The sequence below is a fragment of the Streptomyces sp. 11-1-2 genome, from assembly GCF_003595545.1.
Lineage (GTDB): Bacteria > Actinomycetota > Actinomycetes > Streptomycetales > Streptomycetaceae > Streptomyces > Streptomyces hygroscopicus_B.
Map to the genome: position 1 here is coordinate 5,016,427 of NZ_CP022545.1, position 23,707 is coordinate 5,040,133.

At 70.7% G+C, this 23,707-nt stretch carries 22 protein-coding genes; 9 read left to right on the top strand and 13 right to left on the bottom strand.

Annotated elements, in window-relative coordinates; genetic code table 11:
• Positions 1-644 precede the first annotated feature (644 nt).
• The 7 genes from CGL27_RS20895 to CGL27_RS20925 all read left to right on the top strand — a co-directional run bounded on the left by CGL27_RS20895 (position 645) and on the right by CGL27_RS20925 (position 7,398).
• Positions 645-1,802, top strand: a complete 1,158-nt coding sequence (locus CGL27_RS20895; protein WP_119989235.1) for an ATP-binding protein — start codon at positions 645-647, stop codon at positions 1,800-1,802.
• Entirely contained in the window at positions 1,799-2,200 is a 402-nt protein-coding gene (locus tag CGL27_RS20900) for a roadblock/LC7 domain-containing protein (protein ID WP_014061271.1), read from the top strand. Before CGL27_RS20895 ends, CGL27_RS20900 begins: the two co-directional genes overlap by 4 nt.
• Positions 2,197-2,568, top strand: coding sequence for a DUF742 domain-containing protein (locus CGL27_RS20905; protein ID WP_014061272.1), 372 nt, complete (start codon positions 2,197-2,199; stop codon positions 2,566-2,568). The genes CGL27_RS20900 and CGL27_RS20905 overlap by 4 nt, the downstream gene beginning before the upstream one ends.
• Entirely contained in the window at positions 2,543-3,133 is a 591-nt protein-coding gene (locus CGL27_RS20910; RefSeq protein WP_014061273.1) for an ATP/GTP-binding protein, read from the top strand. Before CGL27_RS20905 ends, CGL27_RS20910 begins: the two co-directional genes overlap by 26 nt.
• Positions 3,134-3,142: 9 nt before the next feature.
• Positions 3,143-4,489 (top strand): cytochrome P450, encoded by a 1,347-nt coding sequence (locus CGL27_RS20915; protein ID WP_078641889.1) that lies wholly within the window; start codon positions 3,143-3,145, stop codon positions 4,487-4,489.
• 342 nt (positions 4,490-4,831) lie between these two features.
• The gene (locus CGL27_RS20920) at positions 4,832-5,977 is read left to right on the top strand and encodes a tryptophan dimethylallyltransferase family protein (RefSeq protein WP_119989237.1); all 1,146 of its coding nucleotides are present in this window, start codon (positions 4,832-4,834) and stop codon (positions 5,975-5,977) included.
• A gap of 47 nt (positions 5,978-6,024) precedes the next feature.
• Positions 6,025-7,398, top strand: coding sequence for a tryptophanase (locus tag CGL27_RS20925; protein ID WP_119989239.1), 1,374 nt, complete (start codon positions 6,025-6,027; stop codon positions 7,396-7,398).
• Positions 7,399-7,550: 152 nt separating this feature from the next.
• On the opposite strand, the gene CGL27_RS20930 is transcribed toward CGL27_RS20925, so the two are convergent.
• From CGL27_RS20930 to CGL27_RS20945, 4 genes are all read right to left on the bottom strand, one after another.
• A complete protein-coding gene (locus tag CGL27_RS20930) occupies positions 7,551-7,970 on the bottom strand; it encodes a DUF6479 family protein (RefSeq protein ID WP_119989241.1) in 420 nt (139 codons plus the stop codon).
• 120 nt (positions 7,971-8,090) lie between these two features.
• Positions 8,091-9,143: a nucleoside triphosphate pyrophosphohydrolase gene (locus CGL27_RS20935; RefSeq protein ID WP_240450581.1), complete on the bottom strand. Its 1,053-nt coding sequence runs from the start codon at positions 9,141-9,143 to the stop codon at positions 8,091-8,093.
• On the bottom strand, positions 9,104-9,721 hold the full coding sequence (locus tag CGL27_RS20940; RefSeq protein ID WP_078641894.1) for a SurA N-terminal domain-containing protein: 618 nt from the start codon (positions 9,719-9,721) through the stop codon (positions 9,104-9,106). The genes CGL27_RS20935 and CGL27_RS20940 overlap by 40 nt, the downstream gene beginning before the upstream one ends.
• 144 nt (positions 9,722-9,865) lie before the next feature.
• Positions 9,866-10,576 carry an HNH endonuclease family protein gene (locus tag CGL27_RS20945; RefSeq protein ID WP_119989245.1) on the bottom strand — a complete coding sequence of 237 codons (711 nt, stop codon included), beginning with the start codon at positions 10,574-10,576 and terminating at the stop codon, positions 9,866-9,868.
• A gap of 83 nt (positions 10,577-10,659) precedes the next feature.
• Between CGL27_RS20945 and CGL27_RS20950 the strand changes: the two genes are divergently transcribed.
• A complete protein-coding gene (locus CGL27_RS20950; RefSeq protein ID WP_078641896.1) occupies positions 10,660-12,123 on the top strand; it encodes a DUF2079 domain-containing protein in 1,464 nt (487 codons plus the stop codon).
• An 88-nt stretch (positions 12,124-12,211) separates the two neighbouring features.
• On the opposite strand, the gene CGL27_RS20955 is transcribed toward CGL27_RS20950, so the two are convergent.
• The 3 genes from CGL27_RS20955 to CGL27_RS20965 form a co-directional block, all read right to left on the bottom strand.
• Complete coding sequence (locus CGL27_RS20955; RefSeq protein WP_078641897.1) at positions 12,212-12,994, bottom strand: VOC family protein; 783 nt, start codon at positions 12,992-12,994, stop codon at positions 12,212-12,214.
• A 237-nt stretch (positions 12,995-13,231) separates the two neighbouring features.
• Positions 13,232-14,494: an Ig-like domain-containing protein gene (locus CGL27_RS20960; RefSeq protein ID WP_205587935.1), complete on the bottom strand. Its 1,263-nt coding sequence runs from the start codon at positions 14,492-14,494 to the stop codon at positions 13,232-13,234.
• A gap of 293 nt (positions 14,495-14,787) precedes the next feature.
• The gene (locus CGL27_RS20965) at positions 14,788-15,123 is read right to left on the bottom strand and encodes a hypothetical protein (RefSeq protein ID WP_162953033.1); all 336 of its coding nucleotides are present in this window, start codon (positions 15,121-15,123) and stop codon (positions 14,788-14,790) included.
• Positions 15,124-15,222: 99 nt separating this feature from the next.
• Between CGL27_RS20965 and CGL27_RS20970 the strand changes: the two genes are divergently transcribed.
• Positions 15,223-15,519: a hypothetical protein gene (locus CGL27_RS20970; RefSeq protein WP_119989249.1), complete on the top strand. Its 297-nt coding sequence runs from the start codon at positions 15,223-15,225 to the stop codon at positions 15,517-15,519.
• 55 nt (positions 15,520-15,574) lie between these two features.
• Here CGL27_RS20970 and hutH read toward each other — a convergent pair whose 3' ends face one another.
• From hutH to CGL27_RS21000, 6 genes are all read right to left on the bottom strand, one after another.
• On the bottom strand, positions 15,575-17,119 hold the full coding sequence (gene hutH, locus CGL27_RS20975) for a histidine ammonia-lyase (RefSeq protein WP_119989251.1): 1,545 nt from the start codon (positions 17,117-17,119) through the stop codon (positions 15,575-15,577).
• A 137-nt stretch (positions 17,120-17,256) separates the two neighbouring features.
• Positions 17,257-18,378, bottom strand: coding sequence for a sensor domain-containing diguanylate cyclase (locus CGL27_RS20980; RefSeq protein ID WP_078647462.1), 1,122 nt, complete (start codon positions 18,376-18,378; stop codon positions 17,257-17,259).
• A gap of 368 nt (positions 18,379-18,746) precedes the next feature.
• Positions 18,747-19,541, bottom strand: coding sequence for an enoyl-CoA hydratase-related protein (locus CGL27_RS20985; protein WP_119989253.1), 795 nt, complete (start codon positions 19,539-19,541; stop codon positions 18,747-18,749).
• 93 nt (positions 19,542-19,634) lie between these two features.
• Positions 19,635-21,167, bottom strand: a complete 1,533-nt coding sequence (locus CGL27_RS20990) for a cytochrome P450 (protein WP_119989255.1) — start codon at positions 21,165-21,167, stop codon at positions 19,635-19,637.
• 257 nt (positions 21,168-21,424) lie between these two features.
• On the bottom strand, positions 21,425-22,639 hold the full coding sequence (locus CGL27_RS20995) for an adenylate/guanylate cyclase domain-containing protein (RefSeq protein WP_119989256.1): 1,215 nt from the start codon (positions 22,637-22,639) through the stop codon (positions 21,425-21,427).
• 147 nt (positions 22,640-22,786) lie between these two features.
• Positions 22,787-23,674 (bottom strand): biotin--[acetyl-CoA-carboxylase] ligase, encoded by an 888-nt coding sequence (locus CGL27_RS21000; RefSeq protein WP_078641904.1) that lies wholly within the window; start codon positions 23,672-23,674, stop codon positions 22,787-22,789.
• Positions 23,675-23,707 lie beyond the last annotated feature (33 nt).

Here is a 23,707-nt window from a genome sequence, read left to right on the forward strand (position 1 = left end):
CGATACCCGCGCGCAGTCGCCCCCTCCGGCCTGCCGGAAGTAACGGGCAACACGAGAAATAAGTGAATAAGCAGAACAAAAAGAATAAGAGAGTAATGACCGGGATGAATGCCTAGCGGAATTCCCCATTCATCTCCACACACCCTTCACCACCCATGCACAGTGCGGGTCGAATGCCCGGATATCTGATGGCTGCGACCGCCGTTCGGTGGTTGCCCGCGCCACCCCGATACGAACCCCCGGGACATGCCCTGACGTCGGTCAACGCGGTGAACTGGCGGTGTGGCTGAAACAACGTCAGGTGAACGAATGGGACTGGGGCACATGCACGGGGCCCAGTGATACCGGTGATACGATCACCGCGCTTGCCAGGCGAGCCAAGGGCGCGTAAGACACACGGCGATCCGGCACATCAGCCGAGAGGATCCCCACCCTGAGGAGCATTATGCCGCCAGTTGGGCATATGGAGCCGTTCCGGCGCACCGACGCCTGTGCGCTGCCGTCGGCAAGACGAGTGCGATGTCCCCGGAACCCGCGGGCGCCGTACGGGCGCTGACTTACCGCTGCTCAGGCACCTTCCAGACGCATAACGCACCACACCTCCCTAAAGTCCCTGGCGGTCTAGTCGTTTAAAGAGAGTCTTAATGACGCAATATCTACAGGATCCAGCACTCTGGGCCCTGATCGCTGGCACGCCTCTCGCCGCAACCGCCATTATTCGCGGGCGAAAGGCGCGGGCGAATCTGCGCCAGGAGAAGGCGGAGCTCGAGAAACGCGCGGCCGACCTCGACAACAATTACGCCGAGGCGGTCCAGGAGGCTCACAACCGCGCCGAGGAGGCCACCAAGAGCGCACTGAAGTCCGCTATGCGTACGCTTCAGGGCCTCGCCAACGAGCAGCAGTTGGCCATCTCCAAGACACAGGACAAATACGGCGAGCATCAGCTTCTCCAGGACCTCCTGGAGATCGACCACATGAACTCGCAGTTCGGTCGGCGCGCGCAGTCCATCGCGGTGCTGTGTGACGGCTGGCTGGGCCGTCAGCGCGCCGTCGCGTCGGTGTACGACGTGGTCCGCAGCGCGAAGGGCCGCATCCGGCACTACACCCGGGTGGAAATCCGCTCACAGAGCAACTTCGCCCTGGTCAGCCGGGCCGTGGAACCGGTCGCGCTGGCGCTGGCCGAGCTTTTGGACAACGCGACCAGTTACTCCGCGCCCGACTCGCCGATCGACATCACCATCCGCACCGTCCCCAAGGGCGTCTGCGTCATCATCGACGACGCCGGTGTCGGTATGAACGAGGAGGAGAAGAACCGGGCGGACAAGCTGCTCTCGGCCACGCACGCCACCGGTGTAACGGGACTCGGCAATCCGCCGCAGTTCGGTTTCGCGGTGATCGGTGTGCTCGCCGCGCGCTACGGCTTCACGGTGTCCGTCGATTCGGCCTCTCCCTACGGTGGTGTACGCGCGGTCGTGCTTCTCCCCGAGGACCTTCTGACCAATATGCCCGAGCCGGAAGAGCAGCCGACGACCCACGTTCCCGCCGAGGCCGAGCAGCCGCAGCCGAGCGGTTCCGCCATGTCCGGTTCCACCGTCAGCGGTTCGACCGTGAGCGGTGCCACCGCCGGAGGCCTGCCCAAACGTCGCCGTAAGGGCTCGATTTCCATCGTCCCCAGAGCGGACTCCACCAGTGCCCCGGCCCGGACGAGCGAGGAATCCGCATCGATCATGGGCGCGTTCCAGCGCGGCACGCAGTCCGGACGCTCAGCAAACCCGAACAGGGAAGGGCATGATCCTCAGTGAACAACGACCTGTCATGGATGCTTGAGAGCGCCCTGGAAGTACCAGGGGCTCGTCATGCGATCCTGGTCTCCGCCGACGGTCTGCTGATGGCCCGTTCTCAAGAGGTCAAAAAGGACGAGGCCGACACCGTCGCCGCGGCGATGAGCGGCATCCAGTCGCTGAGCCGCACCATGGCCGGCTTCTGCGGTGGCTCCCATATGACATGGCGCCAGACCCTGGTCGAGTTCGACGGTGGCTGGGTCTTCCTCATCTCCGCGGGTGAGGGCGCGTATCTGGCGGTCTCCTCCGCCCCGGATGTCGACATGGCCGACATCACCTTCCGGATGCAGCAGCTTGTCGGGCAGCTCGGCAAGGCGCTTTCCACACCACCTCGCGAAAACACCGGAATACAGGCATGACGGCACCAGGCGAGCAGGAGCCCCAGTCCGCTCAATTAGTGCGACCGTACGTCATCACGAACGGTCGCGGGCTGCCGGAGAATGACCAGTTCAACCTGATCACGCTGGTCACCGCGTCCGAACAGAGACCCCCCAGTCAGCTCGACCCGGAGAAGCGCAGCCTCTTGGAGCTGTGCGCGGGTGGCTATCTCTCGGTTGCCGAGATAGCGGGGCATATGGGGCTGCCGATCGGCATCGTGAAGGTCCTGCTGTCCGATCTCTCATCGGACGGGTACCTCATCACCCGTGCCCCCGCGCCTCCCGCGCAGCTTGTCGACGTTTCGCTCCTTCAGGAGGTGCTGGATGGGCTCCAGGCCCGTTTCGGATGACGATGTCTATCTGAACGAAGCGGTGCAGATCGCGGCCAAGATCCTCGTCGTGGGGCATTTCGCGGTCGGAAAGACGACGTTCATCGGCACCATGTCCGAGATTCCTCCGCTGCGCACCGAGGAGCGGATGACTCAGGCCGGAGCCCACGTCGATGACCTCATGGGCACCCGGGGCAAGACCACGACCACCGTGGCCATGGACTTCGGACGTCTCACGCTGAGCGAGAGACTCGTCCTGTATCTCTTCGGCACACCCGGACAGGAGCGCTTCGTCCAGGTGTGGGAGGACATGACCCGAGGCGCTCTCGGGGCACTGATCCTGGTCGATCCCGAACGCATCAAGGAATCCTTCCCGGTGATCGACCTGGTGGAGCACTACGGACTTCCCTATGCGATTTCCGTCAATCACTTCGACGGCACGCCGGCCCGCCCCGACGCAGAATTGCGCGAGGCGCTCGATCTGCTGCCCGAGACCCCCATCGTCACCTGTGACGCACGTGACGAGAAGTCATCGGCCAATGCCCTGATGGCGCTTGTCCGTTACCTACAGGAACGTACCCGCTAGGAGCACCTGATGAACACGCAATCGGATTTTTCGGCGGTACCGCCACCCGGCTGCCCCGCCCATGGCAGTGGCAAGCGGGTGCCGCTGTACGGGACGGAGTTCGCCGCCGATCCGGGTGCCTATTACGCGTATATGCGCTCGTACGGCCCGGCCGCACCGGTCGAGCTCTCCCCGGGTGTCGAGGCCACGCTGATCACGGACTACTCGGCGGCGCTTCAGCTGCTGCAGAACCCCGACACCTTCCGGAAGGACTCGCGCCGCTGGCGCGATTACAACGAGGGCAAGGTCACCCGGGAGAATCCGGTCGTCCCGTTGCTCGAATACCGGCCGAACTGCATGTTCACCGATGGCGCCGAGCATATGCGGCTGCGTCAGGCGGTGACCGACAGCCTGGCCCGGGTCGATACGCATCGACTGAGCCGCCATGTCGAGCGCGTCGCGGACTACCTGATGGACCAGTTCATCTCCCGCGGCTCGGCCGATCTGCTCAATGACTATGCCAAACTGCTGCCGCTGTTTGTTTTCAATGAGCTCTTCGGATGCCCGGCGGAAATCGGCGACCGGGTCATCTTCGGCATTTCCGGGATCTTCGACGGAATCAATGCGGAGAAGGCGAACGAGGTCCTCGGCCAGAGCGTCAGCGAACTCGTCGCACTCAAGCGCAGGCAGCCCGGGGAAGATGTCACCTCCTGGCTTATGCAGCACCATGCCCAGCTGACCGATGAGGAAATGGTTCACCAGCTGGTGCTGCTGCTGGGCTCCGGCGCCGAGCCCGAGCGGAATCTCATCGCCAACGCGCTGCTCCTGCTGCTCTCCGACGAGCGGTACGCGGGTGCTGGGCTGCTGGTCGAGGACGCCCTCGACGATGTGCTCTGGAACAGCCCGCCGATGTCCAACTACGCCCCCCATTACCCGGTTTCCGACGTGGACTTCGCCGGAACCCGGCTGCGGGCGGGCGATCTGGTGATGGTCTCCATCGCGGCGGCGAACAGCGACCCCGCGCTGTCCGCCTCCCGTCAGCAGCTCAGCAAGCGGGCGCACCTCGCCTGGAGCGCGGGTCCGCACGCCTGCCCGGCCAAGGACACCGCTCAGCTCATCGGTGTGGTGGCCATCGAAAAACTGCTCAACCAGCTGCCCGACATTGAACTCGCGGTGCCCGAGTCGAGTCTGACTTGGCGCCCCGGTCCGTTCAACCGCGGATTGACCGCACTGCCTGCCCGATTCACTCCGATACGTACTGACAAACAGCCCGTTGCACAGCAACAGATCCCGACGGGCGACCATCGCGGCCACGCCCAGAATAAGCACGAGAAGGGCGGCTTGTGGAGTTCGTTCCTCTCGTGGTGGAGAGCGTGATCCACACCACATCCGGAACCCATTTCATACCGCATGAATGTTCAACTGAACGGGTAGGCACTATCGCGCAATTTTTGTTGGCCCATCCCTAAGAGGAGCTGTCGTGAGGTCTCTCGCCGCCGACGACACCACTGTCGGTCGACGATCCGCGGTTTCACTCATATCCCGACCGCACCACCCCCGCGGCCAATCGAACACCTACCCTAATTTCGCGGCAGCACACGCGATGGGAGCCGAGATACCCGCCCCACGGGGCGGGTATCTTCTCGTGGCGCATGACCGCCCGATTACCCCGCCGCACAAACCCAAACAGCCGTTCCTCTCGATTCAGCGGGAGGTTCGATGAACGGTTTCAATTCAGGTGAGGCGCTGCTCGGCGACCTCGCCACGGGCCAGCTCACCCGGCTGTGCCAGGTGGCGCGGCTCAGCGAGGCCGATACGGCCGCCTATACAGGGGTACTGATGGAGAGTCTGGGTGCCTCGGCCGGACGGCCGTTGGCGCTGCCACCCCCGTCACGGACCTTTCTGTCCGACGACCACAGCCCCGTGGAGTTCTCCCTGGCCTTTGTGCCGGGCCAGGCTCCGGACCTGCGGGTCCTGGTGGACCCGGGCTACTCCCGGGGCGACGACCTCGCGGAGAACGGCCGGGCCGGTCTGCAGGCGATCCACGCCATGGCGGACCGCTGGGGGTTCTCGACCGACCAGCTCGACCGGCTCGAGGACCTGTTCTTCCCGCACTCCCCCGAGGGCCCGCTGGCCCTGTGGTGCGCCCTGGAGCTCCGCCCCGGCGGCGTCCCCGGGGTCAAGGTCTACCTCAACCCCTCGGCGAACGGCGCCGACCGGGCCGCCGAGACCGTACGCGAGGCGCTGGCCAGGCTGGGCCATCGGCAGGCGTTCGACTCGCTGCCCCGGGCGGACGGCTTCCCGTTCTTGGCCCTGGACCTCGGCGACTGGGACGCCCCGCGGGTGAAGGTCTACCTCAAGCACCCCGGTCTGTCCCCCACCGAGGCGGGCTCCCTCCCCCGGATGTCGCCCGCACCGGGCCGGGAGCGGCTGGAGGAGTTCTTCCGCACCGCGGGGGACCTCCCCGCCGCCGAGGACCTCAGCGCCGATGAGGACGCCGGCCGGCTCACCGGGCGCCCCGCCCTCACCTGCCACTCCTTCACGGAGACGGCGACCGGGCTGCCCAGCGGATACACCCTCCACGTGCCCGTCCGCGACTACGTCCGGCACGACGGCGAGGCGCGGGAACGGGCGGTCGCCGTGCTGCGCAGCCATGACATGGACAGTACAGCGCTCGACCGGGCGCTGGCCGCCGTGAGCCCGCGCCCGCTCGACGACGGGGTGGGCCTGATCGCCTACCTGGCGCTGGTCCATGAGCGCGGCCGGCCGCAGCGGGTGACCGTCTACGTCTCCTCCGAGGCGTACCGGACCCGGCCGCCCCGCGAGACGGTCCCCACCCGCGACCGGGTGCGGGCACGGCTGTGACATCCGCCGAGACACCGAACAACGAAAAGACAGGAGCAGCGGTCAGCGTGGAGCCGTACAGGATCAAGGTCGTCGAACCGATACCCTTCACCACCCGGCAGCAGCGCGAAGAGGCGCTGCAGCGTGTGAACTACAACCTCTTCGATCTGCGCGCCGAAGAGGTGACCATCGATCTGCTCACCGACTCGGGCACCGGAGCGCTCTCCGCCGCCCAGCTCGCCGCGGGCATGGCCGGCGACGAGTCCTACTCGGGCTCCCGCTCGTTCTACCGGTTCCACGAGACGGTCACCGAGCTCACCGGTTACGCGCATATCCTCCCCGCCCACCAGGGACGCGCCGCCGAGCGGGTGCTGTTCACCACCCTGCTGGAGCGCGGCGACCTCGTGCTGTCGAACACCCACTTCGACACCACCCGGGCCAATGTCGAGCTGAACGAGGCCGAGGCGCGCGATCTGCCGTGTCCCGAGGCCAAGAACCTCGACAGCACCGAGCCGTTCAAGGGCAACATCGACCTGGAGGCGCTCGCTCAGACGCTGTCCGGGCCCGACGGCTCCCGGGTCGCCGTGGTGGTCATGACCATCACCAACAACGGCGGCGGCGGCCAGCCCGTGTCCATGGACAACCTCAAGCGGACGGCGGCCCTGTGCCGTCAGCACGGCGTCCCGCTCTTCCTGGACGCCGCCCGGTTCGCCGAGAACGCCTGGCTGGTCACCCGCCATGAGGAGGGCTACCGCGACCGCACCCCCCGGCAGGTCGCGGAGGAGGCGTTCCGGCTGGCGGACGGCTGCATGATGAGCGCCAAGAAGGACGGCATCGTCCACATCGGCGGCTTCATCGGCACCAACGACCCGGAGCTCGCCCAGAAGTGCGAGCTGCTCCTCATCGCCACCGAGGGGTTCGCGACCTACGGCGGTCTGGCCGGACGCGACCTCGACATGATGGCGCAGGGGCTGACCGAGGTGACCGAGCCGAGCTATCTCGCCGAGCGCGCCGAGATCGCCTCCCACCTCGCCCACCGGGTCCGCGCCGCGGGCGTGGACATCGTCGAACCGCCGGGCATGCACGCGCTCTACCTCAACGCCGGGCGGTTGCTGCCGCACATCCCGCCGCACCAGTACCCCGGCCACGCCCTGGCCTGCCAGCTCTACCTGGAGGGCGGCATCCGCTCGGCCGAGCTGGGCTCGCTCTACCTCGGTGAGGAGGACGAGCACGGGAACCCGATCAAGAGCGCGCCGTACGAGCTGGTCAGGCTCGCCCTGCCGCGCCGGGTCTACACCCGCAGCCACTACGACCACGTGGGCGACACGCTCGCGAAGATCGCCAAGAACGCGGACCAGGTGTACGGCTTCCGGATCACCGACCAGTCGCCGATCCTGCGCCACTTCCGCGCCACGCTGGTGCCGGTGCCCATCACGGGCTGACCGCACCGCACGACAGGGGCACGGACAAGGGCCCGGCACCGGACACCACCGGTGCCGGGCCCGCGTCATGCGCCCGTATCGCGCGCCCGCGTCATGCGCCCGCGCCACGGTGGGCAGCCCGTACCCCGGCGCCCTGTGGCCGGGTCCGCGCCTCAGCCCTTGCCGAACGAGCCGCTGCTGCCCCCGGTCCGGGTCGGCCGGCCCTCGGCGCCGCCCTTGCCGGAGTCCCGCGTCCCCGAGCCGCCCAGCTCGGACGGGAACCGGCGGCCACGGTCCCGTTCCAGCTCATCGGGCTCGCGGTGCTGGGTCACATAGCCGACGCTGCCGTCGTCGTCCTGATGCCCCGGGCCATGGCCCGCCGCCCGTGCCTCGTGGTCGGCCTCCTGGGCCTTCTGCCAGGCACCGGCGCGGGGCTGCGGCTGCTGGGGCGGGACCGGTTCACGGGCCCGTAGCCGTATCCCCCACCACACGGCCCCGAGGCACAGGATGACGACCACCAGACCGACGATGAACGGCCCGGTCCCGATCAACAGGCCCCGGGTCACGGCGAGATCCTCGGTGTACGTATCCATGGCGGCCGGGTACCCGGACCCGGTCGGATATCACTCGGGCCCCATGGGCGTCACGCCCTGCCCGCGGCACCGCGCCGCGTCACCCGCGCCGCGCCCTCGCCCCCGGATCACCGCGCCGCGTCACCGCCCCGCGGAGCCCTCCGCCGCCCGTATCGCGTCACGGTAGGCACGGGCCGCCGCGCGCAGCGCCGCCTCCGGGTCCACGCCGTCCGCCTCGGCGCGCGCCGCGAGCGCCAACAGCTCATAGCCGACGCCCGCCCCGTCCGGCAGGGCCACGTCGAGGGCGGCCGTACGGGCGCGAGAGGCCAGCTTGGCGGTCAGCGCGAGCGCGGGCTGACCGAGTGGCACCCCTTCGGTGACCGAATCGCGTTGCTTCTCGGCCGCCTTGGTCCGCAGCCAGTGCCTCTGGACGTCCTCGGCGGTCTCGGCGGTCTCGTCGCCGAAGACATGCGGATGGCGGTGGATCAGCTTGTCCACGATGCCGCCCGCCACATCGTCGATCGAGAACGGGTCCTCGGGGTCGTCCTGGGCGATCCGGGCGTGGAAGACGACCTGCAGCAGCACATCGCCGAGCTCCTCCAGCAGCGCCTCGCGGTCGCCCTCCTCGATGGCCTCGACGAGTTCGTACGCCTCCTCGATGCCGTACTTCACCAGCTCCTCGTTGGTCCGGGTGCCGCTCCACGGGCACTCGGCGCGGATCCGGTCCATGACCTGCACCAGATCGAGCAGCCGCGCGCCCGGCAGATCGTAGGAACCGGGCAGCAGCTCCAGGTCCGGCATCGCCTCACGGCCGGATCCGGCCAGCCGCGCCAGCCCGTCGGTCAGCTCGGACTCGCCCTCGGCGGAGGTGAGCACGACGGCCGTGCGGCCGCCCTGGGCCACGCAGTAGTCGACCAGCTCGCGCGCGGCCGGTGAGCCCGGCTCCACCTCGACGCCCGCCTCCCGCAGATACGGCAGCTGCGGATGGCCGGGATCGCCGGAGAGCACCCGGTCCGCGCCGCGCAGTGCCTGCCAGGCGGGCCAGGACAGCAGCCCCGGCGCCACCCGGTGGGTGGTGGTGAGGAGGACGATACGGCCGGTAGGGGCGGCGGCGGGGACGGGCGAGTCGGCTGCGGTCACCCTTGCAACGTAACTTACGCCTGCTCCGGGGTGCCGCCGGAGGTGCGCAGCCATGCCTCCCTGGCGAGGACGGCGGTGCCCTGGGTGTTGTCCCACTTTCCGTAGCGGGGGTTCACCTTGATGTCGAGCGCCTTGGAGGTCCGGGCGAACACCTCGTTGACCTTGGAGGTGCCCAGCTTGCGCAGCAGCGCGTTGCGCGTGAGGTCCATCCGGACGGCCTCGTCGATCCCGCCGGGCGCGATGCCCTGCTGCAGATACAGGGCGCGCAGGGCGGTGGCCCCGCCGCTCTGCCCCTCGGCGGCGGAGCGGGCGCGCTGGATCTCGCGGCGGGTGAGGCTGATCCCGTTGTCCTTACCGGCCCGCTCGATCACCCGGAACTGGATCATCCGGATCAGCGTGTCCTGGCTCAGCCGGCCGCTGCCCGCGACCATTTGAGCCGCCCTCGGATCATGACGCTGCGCCTCCCGGACGGCCTTGACCTGCCCCTGGAGCTCGGACACGGTGATCCGGCCGCCGTCCATGACCGCCGCGGCGCCGGGCCGCGGGGCCTCGCCGCACGCGGTGAGCAGCGGGGCGGAGAGGAGGAGCGCGGACGCGGCGGAGACGGAGAGCGCAGTATGGCGGCGGATCATTGAGCCTCCCGGCAGAGATCGTGCGGCGCGACAAACGATCTGGCGTTGATCGATGGTATGGAGTCGGCGCGGCCTAGGCCACTGCTTGGACAACGATTCACGGCGGTCTTGGTCAGCCTCCGGCCGCCATCGGCCGGTGCGGGCCTAGCGCCCACCGGAGCGCGCGGGCAGCTTGGCCGTGGGGCAGCCGCCCAACACCCGCTTCATCGCCCCCTTCTCGGCCTCGGTCACCCACAGCCCGTACGCCTTCTTCACGGCCACCTGATGCGCCACATAGGCACAGCGGTACGCCTTGTTGGGCGGCAGCCAGGTCGCCGCGTCGCCGTCTCCCTTACGGCGGTTGGCGGACGCGTCCACGGCGATCAGATTGAGCGGATCGTTGGCGAACGCCAGGCGCTTGTCCCGGTCCCACTTCTGGGCGCCCTTCTGCCAGGCGTCCGACAGCGCGACCACATGGTCGATATCCACCTTGCTGCGGCCCCGGACGAACCGCACATCGCGGCCGGTGTACGGATCGTCGGTGAGCGTGCCCGAGGCGACCAGGCAGTGGCCGTCGCGGAACCTCACGTCCTTCAGGTCCCGCTTGAGGATGTCATCGCGGGTCCCGCAGCCGTTGTCGTCGGTGTCCACCCACGAGCTGCCGAACTCACCGCGCTCATAACCCGTCTTCGGCGCACGCCCTTTGACTGTGAGCGAGGACACAGCCGCGAGGGCCGATCCGGACGCCGCGGGCGCGCTCGAAGCGCCCCCGCCCTTGCCGCCACCCTTGCCGCCGCCCTGGTCACCGTCCTGGTCACCGGCCTTGCAGCCGCCGACCGCCAACAGCGCGGCCAACACCGCCACAGAACTCCGCATCGGTATGCGAAACCGTCCCTGCAACCTTCCCGCCCCCTTCGCGTATCTTTTCGCACAGACCGCCCACACGATAAGGACCCTGGATGGACACGGCCGCAACCGCTCCGCCCGGCACCGGCGCCGAGAGGGCCACCGCCGTCACCACGGGGCGTACCCGGCTCGTCGCGCGAGCGGGTTTACTGCGGCATCCGCGGGCCGATCCGTACTGGCTGGCCCTCGCCCTCTTCGCCGCCTTCACGGCGCTGTCGGTCTGCCGCTTCCGCCGCATGGCCACCATGTCCTGGGACCTGGGCATCTTCGAGCAGGCGATACGGGCGTACGCGCACTTCCAGGCCCCCATAGCCGATCTCAAGGGCCCCGGCGCCAATATCCTCGGCGACCACTTCAGCCCCATCACGGCGCTGCTCGGGCCCGTCTACCGGCTCTTCCCCGGCCCTGTCACGCTGCTGGTCGCGCAGGCGGCGCTGTTCGCCGTCTCCGCCGTTCCCGTCACCCGCGTCGCCGCCCGGCTGCTGGGGCGCGGCCGGGGGCTCGCGATCGGCATCGCCTACGGGGTCTCCTGGGGCATCCAGCGCGCCGTGGACTTCGACTTCCACGAGATATGTTTCGCCGTTCCGCTCATCGCCTTCTCCCTGGAGGCGGTGATCCGGGGGCGCTGGTATCCGGCGATGCTGTGGGCCGCCCCGCTGGTCTTCGTCAAGGAGGACATGGGCGCCACCGTGGCCGCGATCGGCGCGGTCGTGTGGATCCGCGCCCGGCGCGACCCCGAGCGCGGCCCCCGCGCCGTTCCGCTCGCCGTCGCGCTGATGGGCTTCGGCGTCATGGTCTCGGCGCTCGCGCTCGGCGTCGTCATCCCCGGCTTCAACGGCGGGGGCTCGTACGACTACTGGGACAAGGTCGGCAGCGGCGGTGAGCAGACCGGCACGATCCCCTTCGGCACCGCGCTGCGCACCCTGCTGTGGATCCTGCTGCCGACCACCGGTCTGCTGGCGCTGCGCTCCCCGCTGCTGCTGGCCGCCGTGCCCACCCTCGGCTGGCGCTTCCTCTCCCACGACGACCACTACTGGGGCACCGACTGGCACTACAACGCGGTACTGATGCCGGTCGTCCTGCTGGCCCTGGTGGACGCCCTGGACCGCACCCGCGCCACCCAGCGGCCCTGGCTCGCCTCGTACGCCCGTCAGCTGCCCGCCGCGGTGTGCGGCGCGGCCCTGGCGCTGTCGTCCTCCATGCCGCTGTACAGCCTCACCCAGGGCGCCACCTACGACAAGCCGCCGCAGGCCGGTGCGGTGGAGCGGCTGCTGGACCGGATCCCGGACGGGGCGACGGTGGAGGCCAACGTCGGGCCGATAAGCCGGCTCACCAGCCGCTGCCGGGTGCTGTGGGTCGGCGCCACGCGGGACGTACAGCCGGACTACATAGCCCTGCAGGAGCCGCCGGAGCGCACCGTGCGGCAGGTGGTCGACTACGCGGGGCAACTCCACCCGGACACGCGGTACACGCCCATCGGCTCCACCTCGGGCTACTTCGTCCTCAAGCGGGGCTGAGGTCCTCAAGCGGGGCTGAACGGGGCCGAGGCCCTCCAGCGGGACCGAGCGGGACCGAGCGGGGGTCCGCGCCGGTTCGGCCCGCGGCTCAGCTCATGGGCTTCGGCGCGATGAGGGCGAACGGCGCCCCCTGCGGGTCCTTCACCAGGGACATCCGGCCCGCGACCATGTCGTACGGCGGGCGGAGGACCGTGCCGCCCTCCGCGGACACCTTGGCCGCGGAGCGGTCGGCGTCCTCGACGGCGAAGTAGACCAGCCAGTGCGGGGGCACCTCCGCCGGCGTCCCTTCCCGCAGCGGCTGGAGCCCGCCGACCGTGCGGCCGTCGACGGAGAGCGCGAAGTAGCCCTCGGCGCCCTCCATCGGGGTCGACTCCAGGCCCAGCGCCTCCGCGTAGAAGGCCGAAGCCGCCTCCCGGTCGGTGGTGTTGAGCTCGTTCCAGATCAGCGTGCCCGGCTCGTTGACGAGGCCCGTGCCGGAGAAGCCGAGCGGCTGCCAGACGCCGAAGACGGCCCCCAGCGGGTCGGCCGCCACCAGCATCCGCCCGAGGTCCATCACGTCCATGACCGGCAGCAGCACGGTGCCGCCGGCCCGGCTGATGGCCTCCGAGGTGGCCTGGGCGTCGGCGGAGCAGAAGTAGGTGGTCCACACCGTCGGCGGCGGGCCCTCCCCGGACATCGACTGCGCGGACATGACCCCCGCGACGGGCTTGCCCTTCAGGGTGCACATCGCATAGCCGCCGGTCTCCGGAGGGCCGACCTCGGCCTCCCAGCCGAACAGCCCGGAGTAGAAGTCCAGGGCGGCCCGTTGGTCGGGGATCATCAGATCGATCCAGCAGGGCGTTCCGGGCTGATAGGACGTGACTTCGGGCATGGGGCCGCCTCCGTATCGCCACCTCCGGCCGGGCGTGGCCGGATGGGATGGCCCCCTTCGGCCCATTCTCCTCCGGCCGGGGCGGCACGCCACTCGACGGGGATCGCTACCGCGCGCACCGGTCCGTGACCGGCCGTGCACACGGCTTACCGGCCGTTCCCGAGTTGCCGTGAAACCGCCGGGCGGCGGCCGGCCCGAAGGCCGACCGCCGCCCGGCGGTGGTGAGAAGAGGGTGTGTCAGGCGCCGCCGACGGCGCTTCCGGCCACCCACTTGCTCCAGTCCATGTTCCATCCGTTGAGGCCGTTGTCCGGCTGGATGGTCTTGTCGTTGGAGTTCTTCACGACGACGACGTCGCCGACCTGGGAGTTGTCGTAGAACCAGGCGCCGTCCGTGTTGGCGTCGCCCGCTCCCTTGGTGTCCGACAGGCCGACACAGCCGTGGCTGGTGTTGACGTTGCCGAAGATGGACTTGGCGCCCCAGTAGTTGCCGTGGATGAAGGTGCCCGAGGTGGACAGCCGCATGGCGTGGGGCACGTCCTTGATGTCGTACTCGCCCTTGCCGTCATCGTCCGTGAAGCCGACCGTCGCACCGTTCATCCGGGTCTCCTTGAACTTCTCGGAGATCACCATCTGACCGTTGTAGGTCGTGTTGTCGGGGCTGCCGGCCGAGATCTTGATGGTCTTCAGCAGCTTGCCGTCGCGGACGACCTTCATCTCCTTGGACTCGGCGTCGACCGTGGAGACCTGCGAGTGGCCGATCTTGAAGTTGACGGTCTTCTCCTGGACGCCCTTGACACCGGGCGCCGCCTCGACACCGTCCAGGTCCAGCTTCAGAGTGACGGTCGAGTCGGCCTTCCAGTAGTCCTTCGGGCGCAGGTCGAGCCGGTTCCCGTCGAACCAGTGGCCGACTACCTGCTGGCCGCTGCTGGAGGTGACCTTGATGTGCGACTCGACGTCCTTCTTGTTGGTCACCGCCTTGTCGAACCGGATCGACACCGGCATGCCCACGCCGACCGTGGAGCCGTCCTCCGGCGTGAAGTTGCCGATGAAGCTGTTGGCGGGGGAGACGGTGGTGAAGGACGAGTTCTCGGTCGCCTTACGGCCCTTGGAGTCCTCGGCGGACGCGGCGATCTTGTACTGGGTGGCCCGCTCAAGCTGCCCGCTCGGCTTCCAGGACGTCTTGTCGGGAGATATGGTCCCGGCCACGGTGTCGCCGGTCGCCGCGGACGTCATCGTGACGGAGCTGAGCTTGCCCCCGCTGACCGTGACCTTGGTGTCACTGTTGATGCCCGCGTTCGTCGCACCGGCCTTCGGCGTGATCTTGATGTGGGCGTCCGACGCGTCCTTGGCCGCTGCCTCGTCGACCTGCGACTGCGACTTGTTCCCGTCGTTCTTGGCGTCGTCGCCGCCGCCATCCCCGCCGCATGCGGCGAGAGTGAGTACGCCGCCGAGTACGGCGGCCGCGGCCACCAGCCCCTTACGGCGCTTGCCGTCCGTCATCACACGCTTCTCCATTTGACCTGGATCTTGATCTGGACCCCAGAAACCCCGGACCTGCCTGAAAAGAACGCCTGTACCTTTTGGCCGGTTCCACGCACAGTAAAACTGTGCGCAAGGCCACTTAGCAAAGACACCGGACAAGCCTAAGACCCGCCGGCACCCGGACCCGTACGGCTCAGCCGTCTTCGCCCCGGATTCGCCGCCCTGAGCCCCCTCGGTGCCGCCCTGAGCCGCCGCGTGCGCCGCCTTGGGGCCACCATGGGCGCCGCGCCGGCTCAGTCGCCCCAGCCGCCCTAGTCGTCCTCATCGTCCTCGTCCAGCTCGGCGAAGGCCCCGGACCACTCGGCGGCGCGAGGATCGTAGTCGATGTGCTCACTGCTCCAGGACGCCTGGGCCAGTTCGACCCCCGGCACCTCCTCCACCATCTCGAACGGCTCGACCAGATACGCCAGCGCCTCGGCCTCGTCCGACTCCACCACACGGCGCGCGTGTCCTCGCTCCTCCGCGGCCAGGGACTCATCGCCGTCGATCCGCTCGAACGTCGCGCGCCGCAGCCCGTCCGGATCGGTGATCTCCACCACGAGCTCCACGCGAAGCCTGACAAACCGGGATGTCTCGGTACTCGTCATGCGACGGAGGTTAGGGGTCCTACCCATCTCGCTTCCGCACGACCCGCAGTTGTCACTACGATCGGCGCACGGGGTCAATTTGCCGCAGCCTCAAGGAGGATGCCGTTGTCCGCACGCCGACCGCTGCTGACGGCCGCCGCTGCCGGTTCGCTGCTGTGCGCCCTGTGGTTCGTTCCGTCCGCCAACGCCACGGTGGAGGACCCGGGGTCGCCGTCGGCGCCCTCGCAGACCTCGCCCGGATCCGGGCCCAGGACCGAGGCCGTGCCCGACGGGGATCTGGCCGACACCGGCAGTGTGGACGTCACCCCGTATCTCTTCGGCGGCACGGCCTTTCTGGGCCTGGGCGTCGCGATGGTGACGGCCTCCGTGCGGCGGACCCGCCCGGAGGCGTACTGACACCGCAGGCGCGGCGCGTTCGGTCCGGGCGGACCGCTCAGTCCAGGCGAACTGTTCAGTCCAGGCGGCCCGTCACCGACTCCACGGCCTCGATCAGCTCTCCGGATCGTACGAACGCGTCCGCCGCCGCCAAGTCGGGCGCCAGATAGCGGTCCCCGCCCGGCCCCTCGACGCCCGCCCGGCGCACCGCCGCCAGCACCGCCCGGCTCGCGGGCGCGGGCTCCAGCCCCTCGCGCAGCTCGACACCGCGGGTGGCGGCGACCAGCTCGACGGCCAGCACGCGGGCCAGGTTGTCCACCGCCGTACGCAGCTTGCGCGCCGCCGACCAGCCCATCGAGACATGGTCCTCCTGCATCGCGGAGGACGGGATGGAGTCGACCGAGGCGGGCACCGCCAGCCGCTTCATCTCGCTGACCAGCGCCGCCTGGGTGTACTGGGCGATCATCAGCCCCGAGTCCACGCCCGGGTCGCCGGCCAGGAAGGGCGGCAGGCCGTGGGAGCGGTTCTTGTCCAGCAGCCGGTCGGTGCGGCGCTCGGCGATCGAGGCGAGGTCGGCCGCCGCGATGGCCAGGAAGTCCAGGACATACGCCACGGGGGCGCCGTGGAAGTTGCCGTTGGACTCCACCCGCCCGTCCGGCAGGACGACGGGGTTGTCCACGGCGGAGGCCAGCTCACGGTCGGCGACCAGCCGGGCGTGCGCGAGGGTGTCCCGGCCGGCGCCCGCGACCTGCGGGGCGCAGCGGATCGAGTACGCGTCCTGGACGCGCGGCGCGTCGTCCTGGTGGTGCCCGGTGAGCCCCGAACCCTCCAGCACCCGCAGCATGTTGGCGGCGCTGGCGGCCTGCCCCGGGTGGGGGCGGATGGCGTGGAGCTCGGGCGCGAGGACGCGGTCGGTGCCGAGCAGCGCCTCCAGCGAGAGGGCGGCGGTCACATCGGCGACGGTGAACAGCCGGGCGAGATCGGCACAGGCCATGATCAGCATGCCGAGCATCCCGTCGGTGCCGTTGAGGAGCGCGAGCCCCTCCTTCTCGCGGAGCTCGACCGGCTCGATGCCGTGCTCGGCCAGCAGCTCGCCGGCCGGCCGCACGGCCCCGTCGGGACCCTCGGCCTCGCCCTCGCCCATCAGGGTCAGGGCGCAGTGGGACAGCGGCGCGAGGTCCCCGGAGCAGCCAAGTGAGCCGTATTCGTGCACCACGGGGGTGATCCCCGCGTTGAGGATCGCGGCCATCGTGCCGACCACGACGGGCCGGACCCCGGTACGACCGGACGCGAGCGTCTTCAGCCGCAGGAACATCAGCGCCCGCACGACCTCGCGCTCGACCCGCGCGCCCATGCCGGCGGCGTGCGAACGGACGATGTTGCGCTGCAGCTGGGCGCGGAGCTCGGGGCTGATGTGGCGTACGGCGAGCGCGCCGAAGCCGGTGGAGACGCCGTAGACGGGCTCGGGCTTGGCGGCGAGATCGTCGATCACCTGCCGTGAGGCCGAGACGGCGTCGAGTGCCGCCTCGGAGATCTCGACCCGGGCGGCGCCGCGCGCCACGGCGATGACATCGTCGGCGGTCGTTCCGGACGTCCCCACGACCACAGAGTGCATATCCATATTCAGGCACCCTAGAGAGTGAATCGCCCCCTGTCACCCCGCTGGGCCTTCCCCCACCGAAGCCCGATCTTCTGGCCCCTCCGGCGATTGAGGAGCGGGGTCCGGGGCGGGGTGGGGGACGGAGCGCGTCGTGCGCCCTAGCGGCGGCCCCGGAAGCGGCGCCGCTCCGGCGGGTGCGCAGCAGACGTATCGGCCAGCCGAATCACCGAGTCCTCGGTACCCCCATCCCGCCCCGCCACCACCGGCTTCAGCGAGCGCGCCGCCTTGGCCCGATACTGCGCCGCGTCCGCCAGACGGAAGAGGCGGCGGGCCGACGGCACGGGCCCGATCGGATCGCCCGTGGAGGCGATCCCGCAGGCGACCCCCTCGCCCATCTCCAGCTCCGCGGCCCGGCGGCACAGCTCATCCGCCACCCGGACCACCTCGTCCGCCGGGGGGCCGACCCCCAGCAGACAGAACTCATCGCCGCCCAGCCGGGCCACCAGCGCCCCGGGCAGCATCGCGCCGCAGAGCGAGAGCAATGAGCCAAACCGTTCCAGCAGGCGATCGCCGACCGCATGGCCAAGGGTGTCGTTGACCCGCTTGAGGCCGTTGAGATCGCAGACCACCAGGCTCACCACCGTGCCGTCCGCGTGATACGCCTCCAGCGCCTCGTCCAGCCGTATGTCCACCGCGCGGCGGTTGCCGAGGCCGGTCAGCGGATCGGTGAAGGCGAGGCGGCGGGCCTCCTCCAGGCGCTCGGTCTGGGCCAGCCCGGCGGCGGTCACCGAGGCCAGCACGGTCGCGAAGTCGGCGTCGTCGCGGTCGAAGACGGGACGTCCGGCCGCCCGGGCCACATACAGCTCGCCCCACGCCCGCCCGTGCAGCACGATCGGGGCCACCACACAGCTCCCCCGGCCGCGCCGCCGCAGGGCGGCCACCCTCCCCCAGCTACCGCTGGCAGGCGCCCCCTGATGGCCGGGCGGGGCCGCGCCGGGGCGTACGCCGTCGGCGGTCTCGACCCAGGCGTGCGGCTCCCCGCCCGCGGCCCAGTGCTCATGCAGGAACTCGGCGATCTCCGGGAAGTCGTGCACCGGATACGACTCGTCCTCCGGCAGCGGCTCCTCGCCCGCCATCAGCTCGCCCACGTTGACCAGCACCCGCAGCCGCCCCCGCGCACGCTCCCACACCGAGATCGCCGCGAAGCCGCCGTCGAGGGCGCGGCGGGCCGCCTCGGCCGCCGCGCCCACCGACTCCTGCGAGGTGTGCGCCGCCGCCATCTCCTGGGCGAGCCCCACGACGGCCCGCAATCGTCCATCGACCCCGGCGGGCCGTCCGCCGATCTCCCCGTTGTCCGTCACGACGGCCTCGCATTCCTCACGGCCATGCATCGTTCGCTCTGCTCTCCAGCGTAAGAACGTCGAGAACAATCCGCTGCGGGCCGTTCACCCCGGGTATCCGAGCGAACGGTCACCCCCGGTGACCGCGCGCTCCCCGGGCCGGGGCCATTCCCCGGATCCGGTCAGCTTCCCCGGTCCGGGATCCCTACTCCCCCGGCCCTCTACTCCTCCGGCCCACTTCTCCCCCGGCCCCTGGCCAGTCCGGCGGACGTGCTTCCCACTCCCGGCCAGTCCGGCCGACCCGCTTCTCACTCCCCCGGCCAGTCAGGCGACCTCTTCTCGTTGAACGCGGCAACCCCCTCCGCGCGATCGCCGGAGAAGGCCACCGTCCGCCACGCCGCGTCCTCGACCTCCAGACCGGCCCGCAGATCCAGCCCCTGCCCCAGCCGCAGCGCCTTCTTGGCGGCCCGCACGCCCACCGGGGAGTTGGCGGCGATGCCCCGGGCCAGTTCCAGCGCCTCGGCCCGGTCCTCGCCCTCCGCCGCCAGCCGGTCCACCAGGCCCAGCTCATGGGCCTCCGCGGCGGCCACCCGGCGCGCGGAGAAGATCAGCTCGGCGGCGCGCGCGGCGCCCACCCGGCGCGGCAGGAGCTGGGTGCCGCCGCCGCCCGGGATCACCCCGACCGACACCTCGGGCAGCCCCACCACCGCGGTGGGGTCGGCGACGATCACGTCACAGGACAGGGCCAGCTCGAAGCCGCCACCCAGCGCATAGCCGTGCACCGCGGCGATGGCGGGCATCGGCAGCTCCAGCACCCCGGTGTAGGCGGCGCGGGAGACCGGCCGATGCCGCAGCATCTCGGCGTCGGAGAGCGAGTTGCGCTCCTTGAGGTCCGCGCCCACGCAGAAGGCCCGCTCATGGGTCGAGGTCAGCACGACGGCCCGGACGTCACGGTCCTCGGACAGTGCCGCGCAGGCCGCCGTGATGCAGCGCGCCATCTCGGAGGAGACTGCGTTCATGGCCTTGGGCCGGTCCAGCACCAGCTCGGCCACGAAGCCGTCCTTACGGACCGCGACCCACTCCCCGTACCGCTGCTCACTCATCACGCACTCTCCCGGTTAACGACCGTGAACCCAATGCGGCGATCATTTCAGCTCCCCGGGGTGTGCGGAACCTTTGAGCCGCCCGGACCGGGCCTAGCGGGCCCGCCGCCACCGGTTCAGGAAGCCCAGCAGGATCGACCGTTTCTGCCCGTCCTCCTCCTGCTGCTCCAGGTCCGACCCCTCCAGGGGCTCGCCTCCGGACTCGGCCGCCCCCTCGGTGGCGAGCGGCAGCGAGAGCGGCGCGATGGACGGCGGCGGGGGCGCCCCCTGCGGCATCCCCTGCGGCATGCCCGGCGCCTCGTGCCGCCGGTCCTGCGGATCCCGCTCGCCAGGGCGGCCGGCGGGCGGGCCGGGGCGCCGTCCCCCCGGCCTGGCGACGGGGGCGAACCGCACCGGCAGGGAGACCACCCCCCGTACGAAGATCCCGGACAGCCACTTCAGCTCCTCGACATCCCCGGCCAGCGCGAGGTCCGGGATCCGGTCCAGCAGCTTCTCCAGTGCGACGGAGGCGATCAGCCGGGCCGAGCTCCGGCCGGGGCAGGCGTGAGGGCCCGCGCCGAACGCCAGATGGGCCCGGTTGCCCTGCTTGTGCGGGGACCTCAGCAGGGCGTCCCGGTTGGTCGCCGCGAAGCTGATCATCACGGCGTCGCCCGCGCGCAGCCGCTTCCCGGCGAGGTTGGTGTCATGGACCGGGAAGTAGAGCCCCATGTTGGCGAGCGGCGGGTCGGTCCAGAGCACCTCGTCCAGGGCATCCTCGACGAGCATGCTGCCGCCCATCAGCTCGCCCGAGAACCGCTCGTCGGTGAGCAGCACCCGCAGCGAGTTGCCGATCAGGCCGGGCACCAGCCCGGTCACCATCCCGATCAGCAGCAGAAGCTGCTCGACCAGCTCCTCGTCGGTCAGCCGCGCCGGATGCGCGATCAGCCAGGACGTGATGTCGGCGCCCGGCTCGCGCCGCTTGAGGCCGATCAGCTCGCGCAGCGCCGCGGCCGCGGCCCGGTCCCCGCCCGCGGGATCCGAGCCGTCGATGAACGCCACCACGCCCCGCAGCAGCGGGTCCATCGCCTGCTGCTGGAAGCCGAAGAGCTGGCTGGTCACGAGCACCGGGACCAGTGCGCAGTACGTCCCGATCAGCTCGGTCTCGCCCGCCTCGCAGAACTGGTCGATCAGCGAGTCGGCGATGCGCTCGACATAGTTCCGCAGCGCACCGGAGTCGATCCGGCCGGTGCAGTCCTCGATGGCGCCGCGCAGCCGCCGGTGCTCCTCGCCGTCCACGAAGTCGGCCTGTGGCCGGGGCCTGATGACCTGCGGGGCATAGCTGGTCCCGGGCAGCACGCCCTCGTTCCTGGCCCGCCAGTGACGGGGGTCCTTGGAGAAGGTCTCGGGGCGCCGCATGATCTCCAGCGCCGTGTCGTACCCCAGGCACAACATGGCCGGGACGCCTCTGTCCAGCTCCACCGGCGCGAGCTGGCCGTGGGTCTCGCGCAGGCGCCGGTAGACCGCGAAGGGGTCTCTTCCGAACTCGGGCGCGTGGAGCGGCTCTGCACCGGCCCCCTCATGGGCGGGGCAGCCCGGCGGAGGTAAGGCGCCCGGACGCTGAGCACTCGAATCGTAAAGCGGGGTCACACGTGCTCCTGGACACCGCCGGGCCCACCCCGCGGGCGGACGCGGACGGTGCTACTTCGACGACAGGACCTGGGATCCACCGAGTGGATCTTGCGGACGTAGGCTAGCCCAACAGGCCCGGATCCGCGCCCAGTTCAACGATCCGGCCGAAGCCACCGAAGGGATCCGGACGAACGTCGCCCGCCGCGTCCAGCCCGGCGGCGACCCGGGGTCCCGCCCGGCGACCGCCCGGGGTCATGCCCGGCGACCGCCCGGGGTCATGCGCGACGGCTCAGCAGCCACGGCTCCACGACCCCCAGACCACGCACCGGCCGCTGCCACATCGGCTGGAGCGCGAACCGGTACGAGGGCGGCTCCTCGCCCTCCTTCTCCGCCGCGGCGGCCGCCTCCGCGGCCTCCGCCTCCGACACCGGGGCGTCCCCGGTGCGGCTCAGCTCCTCCGCGAACGCGCCGTCCACCAGGACCGCGTTCTTGGGGGCTATGGACGTCAGCCGGCTCGCCAGGTTCACCGTCGTCCCGAACACGTCGCCCATGCGGGTCGTGACCGTGCCGAACGCGATCCCGACCCGCAGCTCCGGCATCGTCTCGTCGTGCGTGAGCGTCTCGATCAGGCGCAGCCCGATCTCGGCGGCGATGCCCGCGTCGTCGGCCGCGTAGAGCACCTCGTCGCCCAGCGTCTTGATCAGCCGCCCGCCGTGCGCCGCCACCAGGTCGGCGGCCGTGGTCTCGAACGCCTCGACCAGCTCGCCGAGCTCCTCCTCCTCCAGCCGCCGGGTCAGCCGGGTGAAGCTCACCAGGTCCGCGAAGCCGACCGCCAGCCGACGGTTCACCATCTCCGCGTCGTCCGCCGCCTGCACCACCCGGCCGGTCGCGGCCGCGAGCTGGCGCCGGTAGACGTAGACCAGGAACTCCTCCAGCTCCGGCAGCAACAGCTCGACCAGCGGATACGCGATCTCGGTCCGGGTCATCCCGGTCTCCTGGGGGTCGGTGAGCCCCTCCAGGAACGAGTCGATCTGCCAGTCGGCGAGCCGGGCGCTGGTCTGGCCGGTGGACCGCGCCACCTGGATGGCCATCGGCTCGCTCAGCAGCCCGGCCTCCACCAGACCGGACAGCCGGCGCAGCGCCAGGACATCGGCCTCGGTCAGCGCCTTGGCCTGGCCGATGTCGGCGAAGCCCATGGCCCGCCAGAAGCGGGTGGCCAGCTCGACCGAGACGCCCGCGCTGCGGGCGGCCTGGAAGGGGGTGTAGCGCCGCTCGGCGCCGAGGATGAGCTGCTCCAGCCGGAGCGCGATGGGATCCGGCTGGTCCTCATCCTCGGGGGCCTCCTCGGCGGCCTCTTCGGGGGCCTCCTCGAGGGCCTCCGCGGCGGCGCTCTCCCGCGCCCCGGTGTCCCGTACGGTCCCGTCCGGCGCGACGGCGTCCCACGCCTCGCGCTCCTCGGCCGTGCCGGAACCCGCGTCGTCGGCGGTCACCGCCCGCCCCCTGTCAGATCCCTGCGCACTGCCCTTCCGTTCCCTCTTCCCGGTTGGGGTTCCGAATCGCCCACAGCCGCCCCGAGCTGGACCGACCGCGACCACGATACGTCAGGTGTGCCGTAGCTCACTCTCCACGGCAGGGGTTCATTCCTCCCTCGGTACGGAGCGTAGATGCACGATGTCCCCGGCGGAGACCGGCTCCTGAACCCCGCCCTCGGTGGCCAGAACCAGCCGCCCGTCGCCGTCGACCGCGACCGCCTCGCCGACCCGCTCCCGGCCGCCCGGAAGCTCGGCGCGCACCTGCCGCCCGAGGGTCGCACAGCCCGCCGCGTAGCTCTCCTGGAGGCCGCTCGCGCCGGGGTCGCCCTCGAAGCGGCACCACTCCCCGTACCACTCCGCGATCGAGCGCAGCACGGCCCGCAGCAGCGGATCGCGGTCGGTGGAGATCGCGTCGGCCAGGGCCAGCGACCCGGCGGTGGGCACCGGAAGCTCACCGGCGCGTAGCGAAACGTTCAGCCCCATGCCGATGACCACCGCGTCCCCGGCCCGCTCGGCGAGGATCCCGCCGAACTTCCGCTCCTCGCCCGCGACCGTCACCAGCAGGTCGTTCGGCCACTTCAGCGCGGTGTCCACGCCCGCCGTGCGGCTGAGCGCCCCGGCGCTCGCGACCCCGGCGAGCAGCGGCAGCCAGCCCCAGCGCTCGGTGGGCACGCCGGCGTCGGCGGGCCGTAGCAGGATGGAGAAGAAGAGCCCGGACCTGGCCGGGGCCGTCCAGGCGCGGTCGAGCCGGCCGCGCCCCGCGGTCTGCTCCTCGGCGACGAGCACCGCGCCCTCGGGGGCTCCGGCCCGGGCCCGGGTGACCAGATCCGTATTGGTCGAGCCGGTCGCCTGCACCACCTCGAACTCGGTCCACAGCCCGCCGGGGAGCACCAGCCCCCGGCGCAGCGCGGTGGCGTTCAGCGGGGGCCGCTCAAGATCGGACCAGCGGCCGGGCCCGTCACCTGGGCCGCCTGAGGTGTCAGAAGGCGTCATGAGGGCCAGCCTAGGGTCAGGAGGTGTGGCCAA